The sequence below is a fragment of the Rhodoferax sp. genome (genome assembly GCF_028714215.1).
Classification (GTDB): domain Bacteria; phylum Pseudomonadota; class Gammaproteobacteria; order Burkholderiales; family Burkholderiaceae_C; genus Rhodoferax.
In genome coordinates, this window is sequence record NZ_JAQTMS010000006.1 from 102,609 (window position 1) to 119,515 (window position 16,907).

General features: G+C 61.7%; 13 protein-coding genes. 10 read left to right on the forward strand and 3 right to left on the reverse strand.

The annotated features are described in order from the left end of the window. Window positions 1-146: 146 nt before the first annotated feature. Complete coding sequence (gene ychF / locus PHS32_RS04570; RefSeq protein WP_301077705.1) at window positions 147-1,238, forward strand: redox-regulated ATPase YchF; 1,092 nt, start codon at window positions 147-149, stop codon at window positions 1,236-1,238. Here the strand turns inward: ychF and PHS32_RS04575 are convergent. After that, on the reverse strand, window positions 1,228-1,698 hold the full coding sequence (locus PHS32_RS04575) for a YqaA family protein (protein ID WP_301077664.1): 471 nt from the start codon (window positions 1,696-1,698) through the stop codon (window positions 1,228-1,230). The two genes, ychF and PHS32_RS04575, sit on opposite strands and share 11 nt — an antisense overlap. A gap of 66 nt (window positions 1,699-1,764) precedes the next feature. Here PHS32_RS04575 and dusB point away from each other — a divergent pair, with 66 nt between their 5' ends. Genes dusB through purH form a run of 3 tightly spaced genes read left to right on the forward strand, consistent with a single transcriptional unit; the run spans window position 1,765 to window position 4,702 of the window. Next, window positions 1,765-2,817: a tRNA dihydrouridine synthase DusB gene (gene dusB, locus PHS32_RS04580; protein WP_301077665.1), complete on the forward strand. Its 1,053-nt coding sequence runs from the start codon at window positions 1,765-1,767 to the stop codon at window positions 2,815-2,817. Then, complete coding sequence (locus PHS32_RS04585; protein ID WP_301077666.1) at window positions 2,814-3,050, forward strand: helix-turn-helix domain-containing protein; 237 nt, start codon at window positions 2,814-2,816, stop codon at window positions 3,048-3,050. Before dusB ends, PHS32_RS04585 begins: the two co-directional genes overlap by 4 nt. A 50-nt stretch (window positions 3,051-3,100) precedes the next feature. After that, window positions 3,101-4,702 carry a bifunctional phosphoribosylaminoimidazolecarboxamide formyltransferase/IMP cyclohydrolase gene (gene purH, locus PHS32_RS04590; RefSeq protein WP_301077707.1) on the forward strand — a complete coding sequence of 534 codons (1,602 nt, stop codon included), beginning with the start codon at window positions 3,101-3,103 and terminating at the stop codon, window positions 4,700-4,702. Window positions 4,703-5,239: 537 nt separating this feature from the next. Here the strand turns inward: purH and hemL are convergent. Further along, window positions 5,240-6,544: a glutamate-1-semialdehyde 2,1-aminomutase gene (gene hemL, locus PHS32_RS04595; protein WP_301077667.1), complete on the reverse strand. Its 1,305-nt coding sequence runs from the start codon at window positions 6,542-6,544 to the stop codon at window positions 5,240-5,242. Between the two features lie 233 nt (window positions 6,545-6,777). Between hemL and PHS32_RS04600 the strand changes: the two genes are divergently transcribed. The 6 genes from PHS32_RS04600 (at window position 6,778) to PHS32_RS04625 (ending at window position 15,839) form a co-directional block, all read left to right on the forward strand. Next, entirely contained in the window at window positions 6,778-6,951 is a 174-nt protein-coding gene (locus PHS32_RS04600; RefSeq protein WP_301077668.1) for a rubredoxin, read from the forward strand. Window positions 6,952-7,012: 61 nt separating this feature from the next. After that, the gene (locus PHS32_RS04605; protein WP_301077669.1) at window positions 7,013-7,411 is read left to right on the forward strand and encodes a response regulator; all 399 of its coding nucleotides are present in this window, start codon (window positions 7,013-7,015) and stop codon (window positions 7,409-7,411) included. Then, window positions 7,411-7,776, forward strand: coding sequence for a response regulator (locus tag PHS32_RS04610; RefSeq protein ID WP_301077670.1), 366 nt, complete (start codon window positions 7,411-7,413; stop codon window positions 7,774-7,776). Before PHS32_RS04605 ends, PHS32_RS04610 begins: the two co-directional genes overlap by 1 nt. A 3-nt stretch (window positions 7,777-7,779) precedes the next feature. Continuing rightward, window positions 7,780-8,310, forward strand: coding sequence for a chemotaxis protein CheW (locus PHS32_RS04615; RefSeq protein WP_301077671.1), 531 nt, complete (start codon window positions 7,780-7,782; stop codon window positions 8,308-8,310). A gap of 21 nt (window positions 8,311-8,331) precedes the next feature. Continuing rightward, window positions 8,332-10,491: a methyl-accepting chemotaxis protein gene (locus tag PHS32_RS04620; RefSeq protein ID WP_301077672.1), complete on the forward strand. Its 2,160-nt coding sequence runs from the start codon at window positions 8,332-8,334 to the stop codon at window positions 10,489-10,491. A gap of 47 nt (window positions 10,492-10,538) precedes the next feature. Further along, a complete protein-coding gene (locus PHS32_RS04625; protein WP_301077673.1) occupies window positions 10,539-15,839 on the forward strand; it encodes an Hpt domain-containing protein in 5,301 nt (1,766 codons plus the stop codon). 22 nt (window positions 15,840-15,861) lie between these two features. On the opposite strand, the gene PHS32_RS04630 is transcribed toward PHS32_RS04625, so the two are convergent. Next, window positions 15,862-16,854 carry a tripartite tricarboxylate transporter substrate binding protein gene (locus tag PHS32_RS04630; RefSeq protein ID WP_301077674.1) on the reverse strand — a complete coding sequence of 331 codons (993 nt, stop codon included), beginning with the start codon at window positions 16,852-16,854 and terminating at the stop codon, window positions 15,862-15,864. Window positions 16,855-16,907: the final 53 nt, after the last annotated feature.

Here is a 16,907-nt window from a genome sequence, read left to right on the forward strand (position 1 = left end):
CAAAGCGCGGACAAAACCTTGCGGCCATGCAGCGTTTACGCCGGTTTGCTTTGATCTTGGCCGACCACGCCATTTGGCGCTGGCCCGGCACTTCGAGGATGCCCACGCGGGACTCGACAGTGCAATTTGGATATTGATTTATAAGGATTTTTATGAAGTGTGGCATCGTGGGCTTGCCCAACGTCGGCAAATCGACCCTGTTCAACGCCCTGACCAAGGCCGGCATCGCGGCCGAAAACTATCCTTTTTGCACCATCGAGCCCAATGTGGGCATCGTCGAAGTGCCGGACGCACGGCTGGATGCGCTCTCCGCCATCGTCAAACCGCAAAAAGTGCAGCGCGCCATCGTCGAGTTCGTCGACATTGCGGGTTTGGTGGCCGGTGCTAGCACCGGTGAAGGCCTGGGCAACAAGTTTCTGGCCCACATCCGCGAGACCGACGCCATTGTCAACGTGGTGCGCTGTTTTGAAGACGAGAACGTGGTTCACGTGGCCGGCAAGGTCGATCCGATCTCCGACATGGAGGTGATTCAGACCGAGCTGTGCCTGGCTGATCTGCAAGCGGTCGAGAAGGCCTTGCACCGCGTCACCAAGACCGCACGTTCGGGCGACAAGGAGTCCCTCAAGCTGGTGGCCATTCTGGAAAAATGCCAGGCCGCGCTGAACGAAGCGAAGCCGGTGCGCACGCTGGACTTCAGCAAGGAGGAACTGCCGCTGCTGAAGCAGTTTTTCCTGATTACCGCCAAGCCTGCCATGTTCGTCGCGAATGTGGCCGAAGACGGTTTTCAGAACAACCCTTTCCTGGATCGGCTGAGTGCTTACGCCAGCGCGCAAAAGGCGCCGGTGGTGGCGATCTGTGCCAAGATGGAAGCTGAAATGGCGGACATGGAGGAAGAGGACAAGAAAATGTTCCTCGCCGAGATCGGCCAGGACGAACCCGGGCTGAACCGCCTGATCGTTGCCGCCTATAAGTTGCTGGGCCTGCAAACCTATTTCACGGCCGGCGTGAAGGAGGTGCGCGCCTGGACCATTCACATTGGCGACACCGGCCCGCAAGCCGCTGGCGTTATCCATACCGATTTCGAAAAGGGCTACATCCGGGCCCAGACCATCGCCTTTGAGGACTTCATCGCCTACAAGGGTGAACAAGGCGCCAAGGATGCCGGCAAGATGCGCAGCGAAGGCAAGGACTACGTGGTCAAGGACGGCGATGTGATGAACTTCCTGTTCAGTTCCTGAATACACCTACCAGAGCCGTCGTCATCACCACGTAGCGGCCAAACTTGCCAACTGCCATGTAGGCCAGGCAGGGCCAAAACGGCAATTTCAGCCAGCCTGCAACAGCGCACAACGGGTCGCCAACGATCGGCAGCCACGCCAGCAGGCAGGCTTTCGGCCCCAGACGCTCCAGCCAGTCCAGCGCCCTGAGGTGGTGCTTCGAATGCTGGTATCTATCAACCACTTTGTGCGAGGCCAGACCCATCGCCCAAGTGAGGGCGCCGCCCAAGGTGTTGCCGACCGTGGCAACTCCGACCGCCGGCCAAAAGAGGTTCGGATTGAGCGTCACCAAGCCAAACACCACGGGCTCCGAGCCCAGCGGAAGCAGCGTGGCGGAAATGAAGGACACGACAAACACCGTACTCAGTCCAAACTTGGGCAGAGCGAGTATCACCAGCAGTTGTTCAAGCCAGGCGTCCATCGGTGTCCGAGTATAGGTTTGCGTTTCAATTGCTGAAATTTTGGGCAGCTAGAATCAGCAGCTCGCATGAATATCGGCCCCTTCATCCTCCCTAATCCGTTCTTTGTCGCGCCCATGGCGGGAGTGACGGACCGGCCTTTCCGGCTGCTTTGCAAAAAGCTGGGGGCCGGCTATGCGGTGAGCGAAATGATCAGCAGCCGGACAGACCTGCGGAACACGCCAAAAACGGCTCGCCGCGCCAACCACCTGGGTGAGCCCGGACCGATTGCGGTGCAGATCGCGGGGACCGAGCCGCCGATGATGTACGAGGCCGCCGCCCACAACATCGATCAGGGTGCGCAGATCATTGACATCAACATGGGTTGCCCGGCCAGGAAGGTGTGCAACAAATGGGCCGGCTCGGCACTGATGCAGGACGAGGCTCTGGCACTGCGCATCATCGAGGCCGTGGTCGCCGCTTGCGCGCCGCACGGCGTGCCGGTGACGTTGAAGATGCGCACCGGTTGGAGTCAGTCAAACAAAAACGCGGTGCGTCTGGCGCAGGCGGCAGAGCGCGCCGGGGTGCAGATGATCACGGTGCACGGACGCACCCGCGAGCAGGGCTATGCCGGTGTGGCCGAGTACGACACGATTGCCGCTGTCAAGGCGGCCGTGCGCGTGCCGGTAGTCGCCAATGGCGATATTGATTCACCCGAAAAAGCCCGCGCCGTGCTGGCCGTGACCGGGGCCGACGCACTGATGGTTGGCCGCGCGGCGCAGGGGCGTCCCTGGATTTTTCGCGAGATTGCGCATTTTCTGGCCACTGGCAGCCATCTGGCACCGCCCTTGGTGGCGGAGGTCAAGCACCTGGCGTTGGACCATCTGCAGGATCATTACGCGCTGTATGGTGAGTTTCTGGGCGTGCGCAGCGCGCGCAAGCACATTGGCTGGTACGTCAAGACCCTGCCCGGCGGCGAGGACTTTCGCCAACGCATGAATTCGATTGAAGACTGCGACCAGCAAGGGGCCGCGGTGGCCGAATATTTTGACCAGTTGAATGAGCGCTGGGATCGCATCGGGGACGTCGTTGCGCCTGATTTTGCAGACCATGAAGATAAGTATGTGGAGACGACAGCATGAGCAAAAAATACATAGAGGAGTGCGTGCGCACCAGCCTGGAGACTTACCTCCGGGATTTGCGCGGGACCGAGCCCGATGGCATGTACAACATGATGGTCAATGTGGTGGAAAAACCCTTGCTTGAAGTGGTCATGCGCCATGCCGACAACAACCAATCCAAAGCCGCGCAATGGCTGGGCCTGAATCGCAACACCTTGCGCAAGAAGTTGCTGGAACACAAGATTGCCAAGTAGCAGAGCCGGCTGCTTGGCCGGCCGGACCTTATTCACCGAACAAATTTTCAATACCCATGAACGCACTCCTATCCGTCTCCGACAAAACCGGCATCGTTGAATTGGCGCAAGCCCTGCACGCCCTGGGCATCAAGCTCATTTCCACTGGCGGCACCGCCAAGCTGCTGGCCGACAAAGGCTTGCCGGTGACCGAAGTGGCCGAGCTGACGGGCTTTCCCGAAATGCTGGATGGCCGCGTCAAGACCCTGCACCCCAAGGTGCATGGCGGCCTGCTGGCGCGCCGCGATGTGCCGGCGCACATGGCAGCGCTGAAAGCCTACGCCATCGAAACCATCGACTTGCTGGTGGTTAATTTGTACCCGTTCGAGGCGACCGTCGCGAAGCCCGGCTGCACCCTGGAAGACGCGATCGAGAACATCGATATCGGTGGCCCGGCCATGGTGCGCAGCGCCGCCAAGAACTGGAAAGACGTGGTGGTGTTGACCGATGCTTCGCAATACGCCGGCGTGCTGGCGGAGCTCAAAGCCGGCGGCCTGACGCTGAAGAGCAAATTTGCCTTGTCGGTGGCGGCCTTCAACCGCATCAGCCAGTACGACGCTGCCATCAGCAATCACCTGTCGTCGCTCAACTTCGAGGAAGGCAACAACACGCCTGCCAAAAAGTTGTTCCCGGACCAGTCGAACAATTGCTTCGTCAAGCTGCAGGATTTGCGCTATGGCGAAAACCCGCACCAGCAAGCCGCCTTCTACCGCGACCTGCAGCCGGCGCCCGGATCGCTGGTCACGGCGCAGCAATTGCAGGGCAAGGAACTGAGCTACAACAACATCGGCGATGCCGATGCCGCCTGGGAATGCGTCAAGAGCTTCGATCGCAGCAGCAGCGGCGCCGCCTGCGTCATCGTCAAACACGCCAACCCCTGCGGCGTGGCCGTCGGCGCCGACCCGCTGGAAGCCTACAGCAAGGCTTTCAAGACCGATCCCACCTCCGCTTTTGGCGGCATCATTGCCCTGAACCGGACGCTGGACGAAGCGGCCGCGCTGCAAATCTCCAAGCAGTTCGTCGAAGTGCTGATGGCCCCCGACTACACGCCCGAGGCGCTGGCGGTGTTCAAGAGCAAGGTCAACGTGCGCATTCTGAAGATCGCGTTGCCGGCCGGCGGCGCCAGCGACTGGGACAATGGCCGCAATGCGGTGGACATCAAACGCGTCGGCTCCGGCCTGCTGCTGCAGACCGCCGACAACCACCAGCTCACCCTGGCGGATTTGAAAGTGGTGACCAAGGTGCAACCGACGGCGGAACAGTTGCAGGACCTGTTGTTCGCCTGGAACGTGGCCAAGTTCGTCAAGAGCAACGCCATCGTGTTCTGCAAGGGCGGCATGACCATGGGCGTAGGCGCCGGTCAGATGAGCCGGGTTGACTCCGCCAGCATTGCCAGCATCAAGGCCCAGCACGCCGGCCTGTCGTTGGCCGGCACGGCGGCGGCGAGCGACGCCTTCTTTCCGTTCCGCGACGGCCTGGACGTGGTGGTGGACGCCGGTGCCAGTTGCATCATCCAGCCCGGCGGCTCGATGCGCGACCAGGAAGTGATTGCCGCCGCCGATGAGCGCGGCATCGCCATGGTGTTCAGCGGCGTGCGGCATTTCCGGCACTGACGCGCAAACAAGTCCAACGCCCGATCCTGGTCGAATGGTGGTGGGGCGGGCGGACCGGGTATCCGTTCTCTGGCCCACGCTCGCGGGCCTGCTTGCCTGGTTTGCCAACGGTGCGACCTCAACTTACTGGCTGCTTATCCGGCGCTGTAGTGACCGCGAATGGGGCCGACGCCCGGACACCCGATCCACCCACCCAACAAGGTGATGGGTACGCCGAACTCAAATCAGGTCCATCGTGGGCGGTGAAGATTGCCATCTGAACTGCGCCTTGGCAGAAGCAGTAGTTGGTGACACGGCGCAGGTTGCTTCAACCCGGCTGGTTCGAGGCAACTTGTCGGGCAACCCGTAACCCAAGGTGGGTGGTGCGGCTTGCGAGCGCAGGCCCCATTCGCGGCCACCACAGAGTGGGCGTGTCAACCGTGTTGTTGGTGTCGTAACGGCGGCCTGTCACGTCATTCGCCGCGAGCGTGGGCCGGAGTCCGCAAGCCGCACCGCCCGCCTTGCGCGAGATGAGGCAGGCGTATGCAGCTCCTCTCGTTACAGCAGTTTGAAAACTTCGCGCGCCGCCGCCACGGTGGCGGCGATGTCTGCGTCGCTGTGGGCCGCGCTGACAAACCCGGCTTCGTACAGGGCCGGGGCGATGTAGACGCCGCGGTCCAGCAAGCCGTGGAACAATTGATTGAAGCGCCCGCTGTCGGTCTTCATGACCTGGGGATAGTTTTGCGGCAGCTCGGCGAGCAGGAAGAAGCCGAACATGCCGCCTTCGCTGTCGGCGCTGAACGGCACGCCTTCGGCGGCGGCGGCCGCCTTGAGGCCGTCCACCAGGGAGCGGGTCTTGCGCGACAGGTCTTCAAAAAAGCCGGGTTTGCTGATCTCGCGCAGAGTGGCCAAGCCACAGGCGGTGGCCACCGGGTTGCCCGACAGGGTGCCGGCCTGGTACACCGCACCGAGTGGCGCCAGCTGTTCCATGACTTTGCGCTTGGCGCCAAAGGCCGCCAACGGCATGCCGCCGCCAATGACTTTGCCCATCACCGTCATGTCGGGTTCAAAGCCCGGAATTTGTCGGGCGTAGACGCTTTGCGCACTGCCCAGCGCCACCCGAAAGCCGTTCATGACCTCGTCGAACACCAGCAGTGCGTCATATTGGCTGCACAGTTCACGGCAGCGCTTCACGAAGGGTACCGACGCGCGCACAAAGTTCATGTTGCCGGCAATCGGCTCTATCATCAGGCAGGCGATCTCCTTGCCATGCAGGGTGAAAGCTTCTTCGAGTTGCGCCACGTTGTTGTATTCGAGTACCAGCGTGTGCTGCACCACCTCGGGCGGCACGCCGGCGCTGGTGGCGTTGCCGAAGGTTGCCAGACCGGAGCCAGCTTTCACCAGCAGGGCGTCGGCATGGCCGTGGTAGCAGCCTTCGAACTTGATCAGCTTGCTGCGGCCGGTGGCGCCGCGAGCCAGCCGGATGGCGCTCATCGCCGCCTCGGTGCCGGAACTGACCAAACGCACCATGTCCATGGACGGCACCAGCCGCAGAATTTCTTCCACCAGCTCAATTTCGCGTTCGGTCGGTGCGCCAAAGGAAAAGCCTTCCAGCACTGCCTCCTGCACCGCCTTGACGACGGCTGGATGACCATGGCCCAGAATCATCGGGCCCCAGGAGCCGATGTAGTCGATGTAACGACTGTCGTTGGCGTCCCAGAAATAGGCACCCTGGGCACGCTTGACAAAACGGGGTGTGCCGCCGACCGCCTTGAAGGCTCTGACCGGGGAGTTGACGCCGCCGGGGATTACCAGTTTGGCGCGCTCGAACAGAGCTAGGTTGTGGTCAGTGGTGTGTGTCATGAAGAGGTCGATAGAGGAGGGTGATGGGGACGGGGTTGGAGTCTAGCTCGTTGCGCTTGGTGTCTGAACTGTTCCCTGATCGGACTTCAATTGCCGGGAAAGCTTTTGACGGAGACCATGAGCTTGCTGTTGCTTTTCTTGAGGCAGAATGTAACGATTGTTACGAGTTTTGCATTTGTTGCAATCGTGGTCCATATTCAATGGTTACATTCTATTAGAAGGCACTTTAAGCTGTGAGCCCAACGAAAACCTGGATGTGTCTGATTTGTGGCTGGATTTATGACGAAGCCACGGGCGACCCGGAGCATGGGGTTGCCGCCGGGACGCCGTGGAGCGCTGTCCCGGTCAACTGGACCTGCCCGGAATGTGGCGCTCGCAAGGAGGATTTCGAAATGGTGCAAATATAGGCCTTGGCGCTCTGTTGGGCACCTTGGCTTTGGTAAAACGTCAGTTCAGGAGCATTGTTTGGTGAATACGACTGGATCGACTTTCAAGGTTCTGGTGGTTGACGATAGCAACACCATTCGGCGTAGCGCGGAAATTTTTCTCAAGCAGGGGGGGCACGAAGTCATGCTTGCCGAGGACGGCTTTGATGCCTTGGCAAAAGTGAATGACTACCAGCCGCAGCTGATTTTTTGCGATATTCTGATGCCCAGGCTCGATGGCTACCAGACCTGTGCCATCATCAAGCGCAATGCCAGGTTCTCGGCGGTGCCGGTGGTGATGCTGTCTTCCAAGGATGGCGTTTTTGACCGCGCCCGCGGACGCATGGTCGGCGCCCAGCATTATTTGACAAAACCGTTCACCAAAGACCAGCTATTGCAGGCCGTGCAGCAGTTTGGCGCGGTAGCGCAGGGAGTAGATTGATGTCGATAGAAAAAGTATTGATCGTTGACGATTCAAAAACCGAGTTGATGTTTCTTGCCGACTTGTTGCAGAAGAGCGGACTGGCGGTCCGCACCGCGGAGTCCGGCGACGAAGCGTTGCGCCAACTGTCGGAAGAAAAACCCGATCTGATCCTGATGGATGTCGTGATGCCCGGGAAAAACGGGTTTCAATTGACACGTGCCATCAGCCGCAACCCGGAGTACTCGGATATTCCCATCTTCATGTGCACCAGCAAGAATCTGGAGACCGACCGGGTGTGGGGCATGCGTCAGGGCGCGCGCGACTACATCACCAAACCCGTCGACGCGGCCGAACTGCTGCTCAAGATCAGGGCCCTGGGCTGAGGCATGGCCAATCGGGAAGCCCTCAGGGAACTGCAAACCCGCCTTGCCAGCCGCTTGCAGGCGGCTCGTTCAGGGGTGGTGTCGGCCTCCTGGCTGGCGGTCACGGCGGGCCAGGCCAATTACCTCTTTCCCCTGGAGCAGGCGGGCGAAATCTTCCCGCTTCCCAATGTGCAAGCGGTGCCTTATTGCCGACCCTGGTTCGTCGGGGTGACCAATCTTCGTGGCGGCCTTTTTGGCGTGGTCGATCTGGCCGGATTCATGGCGGGCGCGGCGCTCAACTCCAGAACCGAACAAACGCTGGCACAGGCCAGCGTCCTGACCTTCAATGCGGCGCTGGAACTCAATTGCGCGCTGCTGGTGGATACGCTGGCGGGACTGCGCAAGCGTGAAGCGTTCGCCGACGCCGTGGCGCCAGCGGAAGGTTCGCCAGTTTATTTTGGCAGCCGGTTGGTTGACCTCCATGGGGTCTGCTGGCAGGAGATCAACCTGCAGTCTCTATCTCAATTCCCCGAATTTCTCAACATTTGCGCTTGAGTTTCACTCCAAGGCCTCATCATGTCCGTTGTCGACCCATTGAAGAATCTGTTTACCCAATCAGCGCCCGAGTCGGTACTGGGCGAAGGCGATAAGTTTGATGAAGAAGCGGGTGGCCGGATCGCGCTCCCGCTGCTTGGCAAAAGAACGGTGCTGGCGCATCAGCGGTGGTTGTCGATCGGGCTGGGCCTGGCGCTGGTTTTGTTGGCGCTGGTAACCTTGTTTGCGCTAAAGCAGGCGGATCGGGTGGCGCAGCAGCTGGGCGCTACCGGGCAGTCGCTGATGCAGTCGCAACGTCTGGCGAAATTGGTTTCGCAAGCGCTGGTGGGGGGTGACAAGGAGTTTGCCGATGTCGCCGAAAGCTCGGCTGTTCTGTCCAGATCGGTGCGCGGCCTGAAAGACGGCGACACCCCAATGCATCTTGATCCGGTAAGCACAAGCTACCAGCCGGAGTTGGACAAGATCATGCCCCTGATGCTGCGCGCCGAAAAAAATGCCGGCATTGTGGTGTCGCAGCTGAAAATTCTGACCCCGGCAGGGGTGGCGCTGCGCCTCATCCATCGCCAGTCTTCCGATCTGCTGAAAGCGGCGGAGAGCGTGGCAGCCCTCAAGTTGCAGCAAGGCGCCGCCGCGACCGAGATCGCGGCGGCCGGCCAGTTGGTCATGTTGACGCAGCGTATTGGAAAGTCAGCCAGTGAGTTCCTGACGCCCCAGGGTGCCGGCGCAGAGGCTGTGTCCTTGCTTGGCAAGGATTTGAATTTGTTCAAGGAAATTGCCCAGGGTTTGCTGGCGGGCAGCCCCGAGTTGCGCCTGAGCGCCACCCGGGATCCGCAGACCCATGAGCAACTGCAGACGCTGCTTAAGCTGTTCGAAGAGACGCGCGCCCAGGCCGCCGTTATTCTGGGCAATCCAAAAGTCTTGCTCTCGGCGCGCGAGGCTCAGGCTTCCATCATTGCGGACAGTGAACCGCTGCGCCGGGAACTGGAAGAACTGCAAGGCATGCTGGCCTCGCATTCCGGTCTCGGCGCGGTTACCCTGGCGCTGTTGGTGGTGTCAGCCTTGCTGGCCTTGGTGTGCGCAGGTGGCCTGTCCTATGTCCAGTTGCAGGGCAGCCGCAAGCGTCAACAGGCGGCGGAGGCGCGGCGTATGACGGCCGAGCAGCAGGAACAGGAGGTGAGCCGTGTGAACGACGCCAACCAGGCGGCCATTTTGCGTTTGATGAACGAGTTGCAGGCGGTCGCGGAGGGCGATTTGACGCAGGAGGCTACCGTCACGGAGGACATCACGGGCGCCATTGCCGACTCCGTCAACTACACGGTGGAGGAATTGCGGTCGCTGGTCGGCAGCGTGCAAAACACGGCCGGCCGGGTGGCGCAGACCACGGCCGAGGTAGATGCCACTTCGGCCGATCTGCTAGCGGCTTCCAACGAACAATTGCACGAAATTCGGGAAACCGGGCGCTCGGTGTTGGAGATGGCGTCCAGAATCAATGAAGTGTCGGTGCAGGCGCAGGAATCGGCGTCGGTGGCCAGACAGTCGCTGCAAGCCGCCGAGGTCGGTTTGCAGGCAGTGCAAAATACCATTGGCGGCATGAATTCAATCCGCGACCAGATTCAGGAAACCTCCAAGCGGATCAAGCGTCTGGGTGAATCGTCGCAGGAAATTGGCGAAATCACGGAGCTGATCTCCGACATTACCGAGCAGACCAACGTACTGGCACTCAACGCCGCCATTCAGGCCGCTTCCGCAGGTGAGGCGGGACGCGGCTTTTCGGTGGTGGCCGAGGAAGTGCAGCGGCTGGCGGAGAGATCGGCGGACGCGACGCGCCAGATTTCCGCGCTCGTCAAAGCGATTCAAACCGACACTCAGGATGCGGTTGGTGCCATGGAACGTTCCACCCATGGGGTGGTGGAGGGAGCCAAGCTGTCCGATAGCGCCGGCTCCGCCCTGACCGAGATGGACCAGGTGTCGCGACGCCTGGCCGAGTTGATCGAGCAGATTTCCAGTTCGACCTCACGGGAAGCCAACCTGGCCAATGTGGTGGCTGGCAATATTCAGCATATTTTTGCGGTGACCGAGCAAGCCGGCGAGGGTACCCGCGCTACCGCGGCGCAAGTCCGGGAGCTCTCCAAAATGTCTGAAGAGCTGCGCCAGTCGGTGTCGCGCTTCAAGATTGCCTGATGCCCTTGACAGACTGAAGTTCTCATGAAGCAAGAGTGCACCAACCCATGCGAGTAGACGCTGCCCTGACTGGTGCCGAGCGCTCGGCCAAGGATCTTGGGCCCTTGGCCTGGGTACTTGACGAGTTGCGCAAATCGCTCGATGGCGCGACCAAATCGTTGCGCCGCTTTGTGCGCGATGCCGAATTGGCGCGCGGCGCAGATCTGGCCGCGCTCGATGCCAGCCAGTTGCGCATCGCCCGTCAGCAACTGCACCAGGCGGTAGGGGCCCTGGAAATGGTCGGGATGGCAATGCCGGCCAAGGTGTTGCGTGCCATGGAGGCACTGGCCCAGAGTTTTGTGCAACGCCCCGAGGCTTGCAGCGAAGAAGCCGCCAGCAAGATGGAGCGTGCCAGCAGTGCCCTGACCGAGTATCTGGAAGCTGTTCTGAAGGGCAAAGAGGCGTCGCCCGTGGCCTTGTTTCCGCAGTACCGGGAACTGCTGTTGCTGGTCGGCGATGAGCGCGTGCATCCGGCCGATCTGTGGCCCATGGAATGGCGCTGGATCGAGGTTGCGCTGCCGGAACAGGTGCCGGCGCTGGTCTGCGACGCGGCGCTGCAAGCGCGTGTCGATCGGTCTGTTCTGAAGGTCGTCAAGTCGGGGGACGTAGCCGCCGCCATCGCCATGCGCAGCATCAGTCTGGGTTTTGCGGCGGCACAAGAGACGCTGCAAGGGCGCGTTTTCTGGACCCTTTGTGCCGCTTATTTTGAAGCCGTGGCACTGGGTCTTTGCCCGCCCGATGTCTACTGCAAACGGGCGGCATCCCAAATTCTTCTGCAGGATCGGACGCTGGCGCGTGGCGAGACCGCAATCTCCGAGCGTTTGCTGCTGGACTTGCTGTTTTTTTGTGCCCAGGCGGTGCCGCAATCCGGCGCCGATGCGTCGGTCCTCACGGCCGTGCGCTCGACCTACGGCTTGACCCAGACGCAAGCCGTTGATTACGAAACCCCCCGCTTCGGCCGCTTTGATCCGGTGCTGCTGGCGCAAGCCCGCAAGCGCATCGCGGCTGCCGCCGAGAGCTGGTCGGCACTCGCCGGCGGCGATACCAACCGGTTGAAACTCGCCGGCGATCAATTCGCCCTGGTTGGTGATTCGGTGGTGAAACTGCACCCGCAAAGCGGCGATCTGGCGCGCGCCTTGACCCGAACGGTGGAGGCAACGGTGCAGTCCGGCGCGGCACCGGCGCCGTCTCTTGCCCTGGAGGTGGCCACCGTCGTGCTGTATCTGGAGGCGATCTACGAAGACCTCGATGCAACGGAACTGAACCTGACCGAGCGTGGGGCCAGTCTGGCCAGGCGTCTGGATCGTGTCAATGCCGGAGGCCTGCCCGAGCCGCTTGAGAAGTGGATGGAAGACTTGTATCGCCGTGTCAGCGATCGACAGGTCATGGGCAGCGTGGTCGATGAATTGCGCAAGACATTGGGGCAGCTGGAAAAGTCTCTGGACCAGTTCTTTCGCAATCCTCTGGACAAAGTACCCCTGCATGAGGCGCCCAGCCAACTGGCTCAGATGCGCGGCGTCTTTTCGGTCCTGGGACTGGATCAGGCGGCACTGGCGGCGCTGCGCATGCGCGACACGGTTGAAAAATTCCTGGTCGACGATATCGATGTGGAGTCCGCTCGCAGCGGTATTTTTTTGAAGCTTGGCAACAGTCTGGGCGCCATCGGGTTTTTGATCGATACCCTGAGCTATCAGCGCGAGCTGGCGAAAAATCTGTTCGTCTACGACGAGGATTCGAGTGAATTCACGCCCTTGATGGGAATCGAGAAAAGAGCACCCCAGACCAGCGCCGTGCCGGCTATCGAACCTGAAGCGCCGGCGCCAATGGCGGCGTCGACCTCGCAGCCGGTGCCGCTGGCCGAAGCCGAGGAACCCGATGCGGATGAGGTTGAGCTGAAGGACATCTTTTTGCAGGAAGCGCACGAGGTCGTTCAGGCCGGCCTGGCTGCCGTCCATGACTTGGTGGCAAATCCGTCCGCCTGGGAACAACAGACCACTCTTCGGCGTGCTTTTCACACCCTCAAGGGCAGTTCCCGAATGGTCGGTTTCAACGAGTTTGGCGAAGCTGCCTGGGCTCTGGAACAACTGCTCAACAGCTGGCTGGCCGAACAAAAACCGGCCAGCCATGAGTTGCTCCGACTGGCCGACGAGGCGCTGCGGGGCTTGGACCGTTGGGTCGGGGCGATCGGCTCGGACGCGGCTGAGCCGTGGCGGGCGCAGGCTTTTCGCGAGGCCGCAGACGCCCTGCGCCTGGACAACAAGCGTGTCGAACTGGTATTGGTCGGCGACGTTGTGCCAGCGCCCGCGGCTCCCGAGGTGGAGGAACCGTTCGACCTGGACCGTCCCGATTTCGAGGACACCTTCGAAGCAACGCAATCGCCGGTCGAGGAGGCCGCTGCTGTCGTCGAAGACCTGAAGCCGGCCGACCTGACACCGCAGGAGCAGGTCAAGGTGATCGGGACTCTGCGCATCGGTATTCCGCTGTTCAACGTCTTTTTGAATGAAGCCGACGAATGGTCCCGCCGCTTGCTCACGGAACTGACTGAATGGGGTCTGGAATTGCACCGACCGGTTCTCTCCAGTACCGTCGGACTGGCCCATTCGCTGGCCGGCAGCTCGGCGACCGTGGGCTATATGGCCTTGTCGGACCTGGCGCGCGCCCTGGAGCAGGCGTTGCTGCACCTGCGGCGTCATGCGCAAAGCAGTGCCGAACACGTCAAGCTGTGCATTGACGCGGCCGAGGACATTCGTCGTCTGCTGCATCAGTTTGCGGCTGGTTTCCTGAAGGATTCCGATCCCGCCCTGGTGAGTGCGCTCAAAGCCCTTGCGGAACTTGAATTCCCCGCCGCCAGCGGCGTTGCCGACAGTGTCTACCCGCAAGCGTGGGAGGAGTCGGAAATTCCCGCCGAGGAAATTGTCGTTGCCGGTTCGACGCTCCAGGCAGTGCCGGCCGCTGTTGGCGCCGAGGCAACACCGGTGCTCGCTGCCGGGGAAGAAGATGACATCGACGTGCTCGACACCATCGACGTCGACCTGTTTCCGATTTTCGAGGAAGAGGCCCTTGAACTGCTGCCGCAGCTGGGCGGCGCCTTGCGGCAATGGACGGCGCGGCCAGACAATCTTGGCGCGCGCAATGAAGTGCTGCGGGTTTTGCACACCCTCAAAGGCAGCGCGCGTCTGGCCGGCGCCATGTACCTGGGCGAATTGACGCACCGCATGGAGTCGGCGATTGAGCAGCTCGGGATGGAGGACTTGCAGGCCTCCCGGCTCGAATCTCTGCTGACCCGTTTCGATGCGATTAAGGCCGGTTTTGAGCGCTTGCGCAGCACCCCTGAACAGGCCTTGGGCCGGCCGGAGGTGGGACCTGTGGCCGAGGCGGTGATGGCGTCCGCCAAGCCGCCGTTGACGCCGCCGGTCCTGGCGCGACAGTCGTCCAGTCAAACCGTGCGTGTGCGCTCTCAATTGCTGGACCGCCTGGTCAATCAGGCTGGCGAGGTCATGATCACGCGCTCCCGGATGGAGGCTCGCGTTGGCCAGTTGCGTGGCTCCCTGGACGAATTGAGCGGCAATCTGGAGCGTTTGAGAAATCAGTTGCGTGACATCGAGTTGCAGGCTGAATCCCAGATGCAGTCACGCCTGGCACTGGCCAAGGACTCCGCGCACGGCTTCGATCCGCTGGAATTCGATCGTTTCACAAGAGTGCAGGAACTGACCCGGATGATGGCCGAATCGGTCGATGACATTGCCACGGTGCAGCGCAATCTGCAGCGTACCGTGGCCGGAACCGAGGACAATTTGATCGCCCAGGCGCGTCAGACCCGCGAGTTGCAACGTGACTTGCTGCGGACCCGGATGGTCGAGTTCGAGAGCATTGCGGAGCGTCTGTATGGCGTTGTTCGCCAGGCCTCCAAGGACACCAACAAAATGGTGAAGCTCGATATCCAGGGCGGCTCGCTGGACATTGATCGCAGCGTGCTGGAGCGCATGGCGCCGGCCTTCGAGCACTTGCTGCGCAACGCGGTCGCGCACGGGATTGAAGATGCGGCGACACGTCTGGCCGCCGGTAAGCCGGCCAGCGGCAGCATCACCATCCGTCTGCATCAGCAAAGCAACGATGTGACGGTGGAGTTCAGTGACGATGGCGCCGGTCTGGACTTGGACCTGCTGCGCTCCAAGGCGCAGGCTGAGGGCCATGTTTCGAGCGACGCCGTCTTGACGGATGCGGAGCTTGCGAATCTGATTTTCACCGCCGGGTTTTCCACCGCGCCCCTGGTCACCGAGCTGGCCGGCCGCGGTATTGGGCTCGATGTCGTGCGCTCGGCCATCAACGCACTGGGTGGCCGCATCGAAACGGCAACCCGGCGCGGCCAGGGCACCCGTTTCACACTGGTGCTGCCCCTCACCACCGCCGTGACGCAGGTGGTCATGCTGCGCATGGGTGACCTGGTGATAGGCGTGCCGGCCAATCTGGTCGAGATGGTACGGCGCGTCAGCGCGGCCGAACTGGAGCTTGCCTACCAGGACGGCAGTTACCCGTTCGACCACGAAAAAGTTCCGTTCTTCTGGGCTGGCGCCCTGTTGCAGGTATCGGCTCGCAGCAGCGAGACCCAAGCCAAAACCCGCTCCGTGGCGATTTTCCGCAGCGCCGGTCAGAGGGTGGCGCTGCACGTCGACGAAGTGCTTGGCAACCAAGAGGTGGTGGTCAAGAACCTGGGGCCCCAGCTGTCCCGTCTGCCCGGGTTGACCAGCATGTCGGTGCTGGCGTCGGGCCTGGTGGTGCTGATCTATAACCCGGTGGCACTGGCCGCTGTCTACGGCGAGCAGGCGCGCCAATTCAGGCGCTGCGCAGCGCAGGCCGAGAATGCAGCGTCGACCTCCGACGACGATCGAAAAGCCACCCCGCTGCTCGGTAGCGGGCGGACACCGCTGGTGTTGGTGGTGGACGATTCGATCACGGTGCGCCGCGTTTCCCAGCGCCTGCTCAAGCGCGAAGGGTTCCGGGTGGCGCTGGCGGCGGACGGCTTGCAGGCGCTGGAACGTCTACAGGAGGAAAAACCGGCGGTCGTGATGCTGGACATTGAAATGCCGCGCATGGATGGTTTCGATCTGGCGCGAAATGTTCGAGGCGATCCCAAGCTGCGCGACCTGCCTATCATCATGATCAGCTCGCGGATTGCCGAGAAACACCGCGAACATGCCCGCACGCTGGGGATCAACCACTATCTGGGCAAGCCCTATTCGGAAGACGAACTGCTGGGCTTGTTGCGCCAGTATTGCGCGCCGCCGCTGGACGCTGCCGAGCCGGGCTGAAGGCGCCCCGGCACGGCCGGAATTATTCGGCCTTGATGCCTTGCGTCGCAATCACCCCGCCCAACAAGGCAGTGTCGGCCTTGATGCGGTTGGCCAAGCCCTCGGATGAACTGCCAACGACCTGCCAGCCCTGCTGGAACAGCTTTTGGCGCATCTCGGGCGAGCGTGCGATGTCGCTGAACAGCGCCGACAGTTTGGCCACCACCGGTTTCGGCAGCGAGTTCGGCGCCGCCATGGCGTTCCAGATTTCCAGGTTGAAGCCCGGCACGCCGGCTTCCGTCATGCTGGGGAGTTCCGGCACCAAGGTGCTGCGCCCGCTCGATGTGACGCCAATGGCGCGCAACTTGCCGGCTTTGATCTGGGCCATGGCCAGCGCGGGCGGCAGCATGGCCAATTGCAACTGTCCGCTCAGCATGCCATTGGCAACCTGGGGATAGCCGGGGTAGGGCACATGCACCGGGTTGATGTTGGTCTTGCCCTTGAGCCACTCCATTCCGATGTGGCCGACAGTGCCAACGCCCGGCGTGCCATAGCTCCACTTGTCACCGGCAGTGCGGGCTGCGCTGAAAAATTCGCGTGCATTGGCACCGGGTGCGCCCGTGGGGGCCGTCAACACCAGCGGCGAGACGCCGATCAGGCTGATCGGCGTCAGGTCTTTCAGCGGATCGTAGTTGAGCTTCGGATTGAGCAGCTTGGCAATCGTCATATTGCCGTTGATCATCAGGCCGATGGTGTGGTCATCGGTCGCCTTGGCCACATAGTCGGCGGCAATATTGCCGCCGGCGCCGACCTTGTTTTCGATGATCACCGGCTGGCCCAGCGCCCTGGAGAGCGGCTCACCCAGAGTGCGCGCCGTCAGGTCCGGTGACGAGCCGGCCGGGAAGCCGACGATGATGCGAACCGTTTTGGTCGGCCAAGGCGCTGCTTCCTTGGCCATGTTTTGAGCCGTGGCCCAGGTTGACAGGGCGGCCATCGCGACCAAAAAAGTGGCGCGTCGAAGTCTCAACTGCATCATTTCAATTCTGCCTATGGAAAAGGCATGATTGTCGCCGACCGGCCGGATGTGCC

Bases quoted from the DNA above. Each gene is read 5' to 3' on its own strand.
- PHS32_RS04575 (WP_301077664.1), bottom strand. From the start codon at position 1,698: ATGGACGCCTGGCTTGAACAACTGCTGGTGATACTCGCTCTGCCCAAG.
- dusB (WP_301077665.1), top strand. From the start codon at position 1,765: ATGAATATCGGCCCCTTCATCCTCCCTAATCCGTTCTTTGTCGCGCCC.
- PHS32_RS04585 (WP_301077666.1), top strand. From the start codon at position 2,814: ATGAGCAAAAAATACATAGAGGAGTGCGTGCGCACCAGCCTGGAGACT.
- hemL (WP_301077667.1), bottom strand. From the start codon at position 6,544: ATGACACACACCACTGACCACAACCTAGCTCTGTTCGAGCGCGCCAAA.
- PHS32_RS04610 (WP_301077670.1), top strand. From the start codon at position 7,411: ATGTCGATAGAAAAAGTATTGATCGTTGACGATTCAAAAACCGAGTTG.
- PHS32_RS04615 (WP_301077671.1), top strand. From the start codon at position 7,780: ATGGCCAATCGGGAAGCCCTCAGGGAACTGCAAACCCGCCTTGCCAGC.
- PHS32_RS04620 (WP_301077672.1), top strand. From the start codon at position 8,332: ATGTCCGTTGTCGACCCATTGAAGAATCTGTTTACCCAATCAGCGCCC.
- PHS32_RS04625 (WP_301077673.1), top strand. From the start codon at position 10,539: ATGCGAGTAGACGCTGCCCTGACTGGTGCCGAGCGCTCGGCCAAGGAT.
- PHS32_RS04630 (WP_301077674.1), bottom strand. From the start codon at position 16,854: ATGATGCAGTTGAGACTTCGACGCGCCACTTTTTTGGTCGCGATGGCC.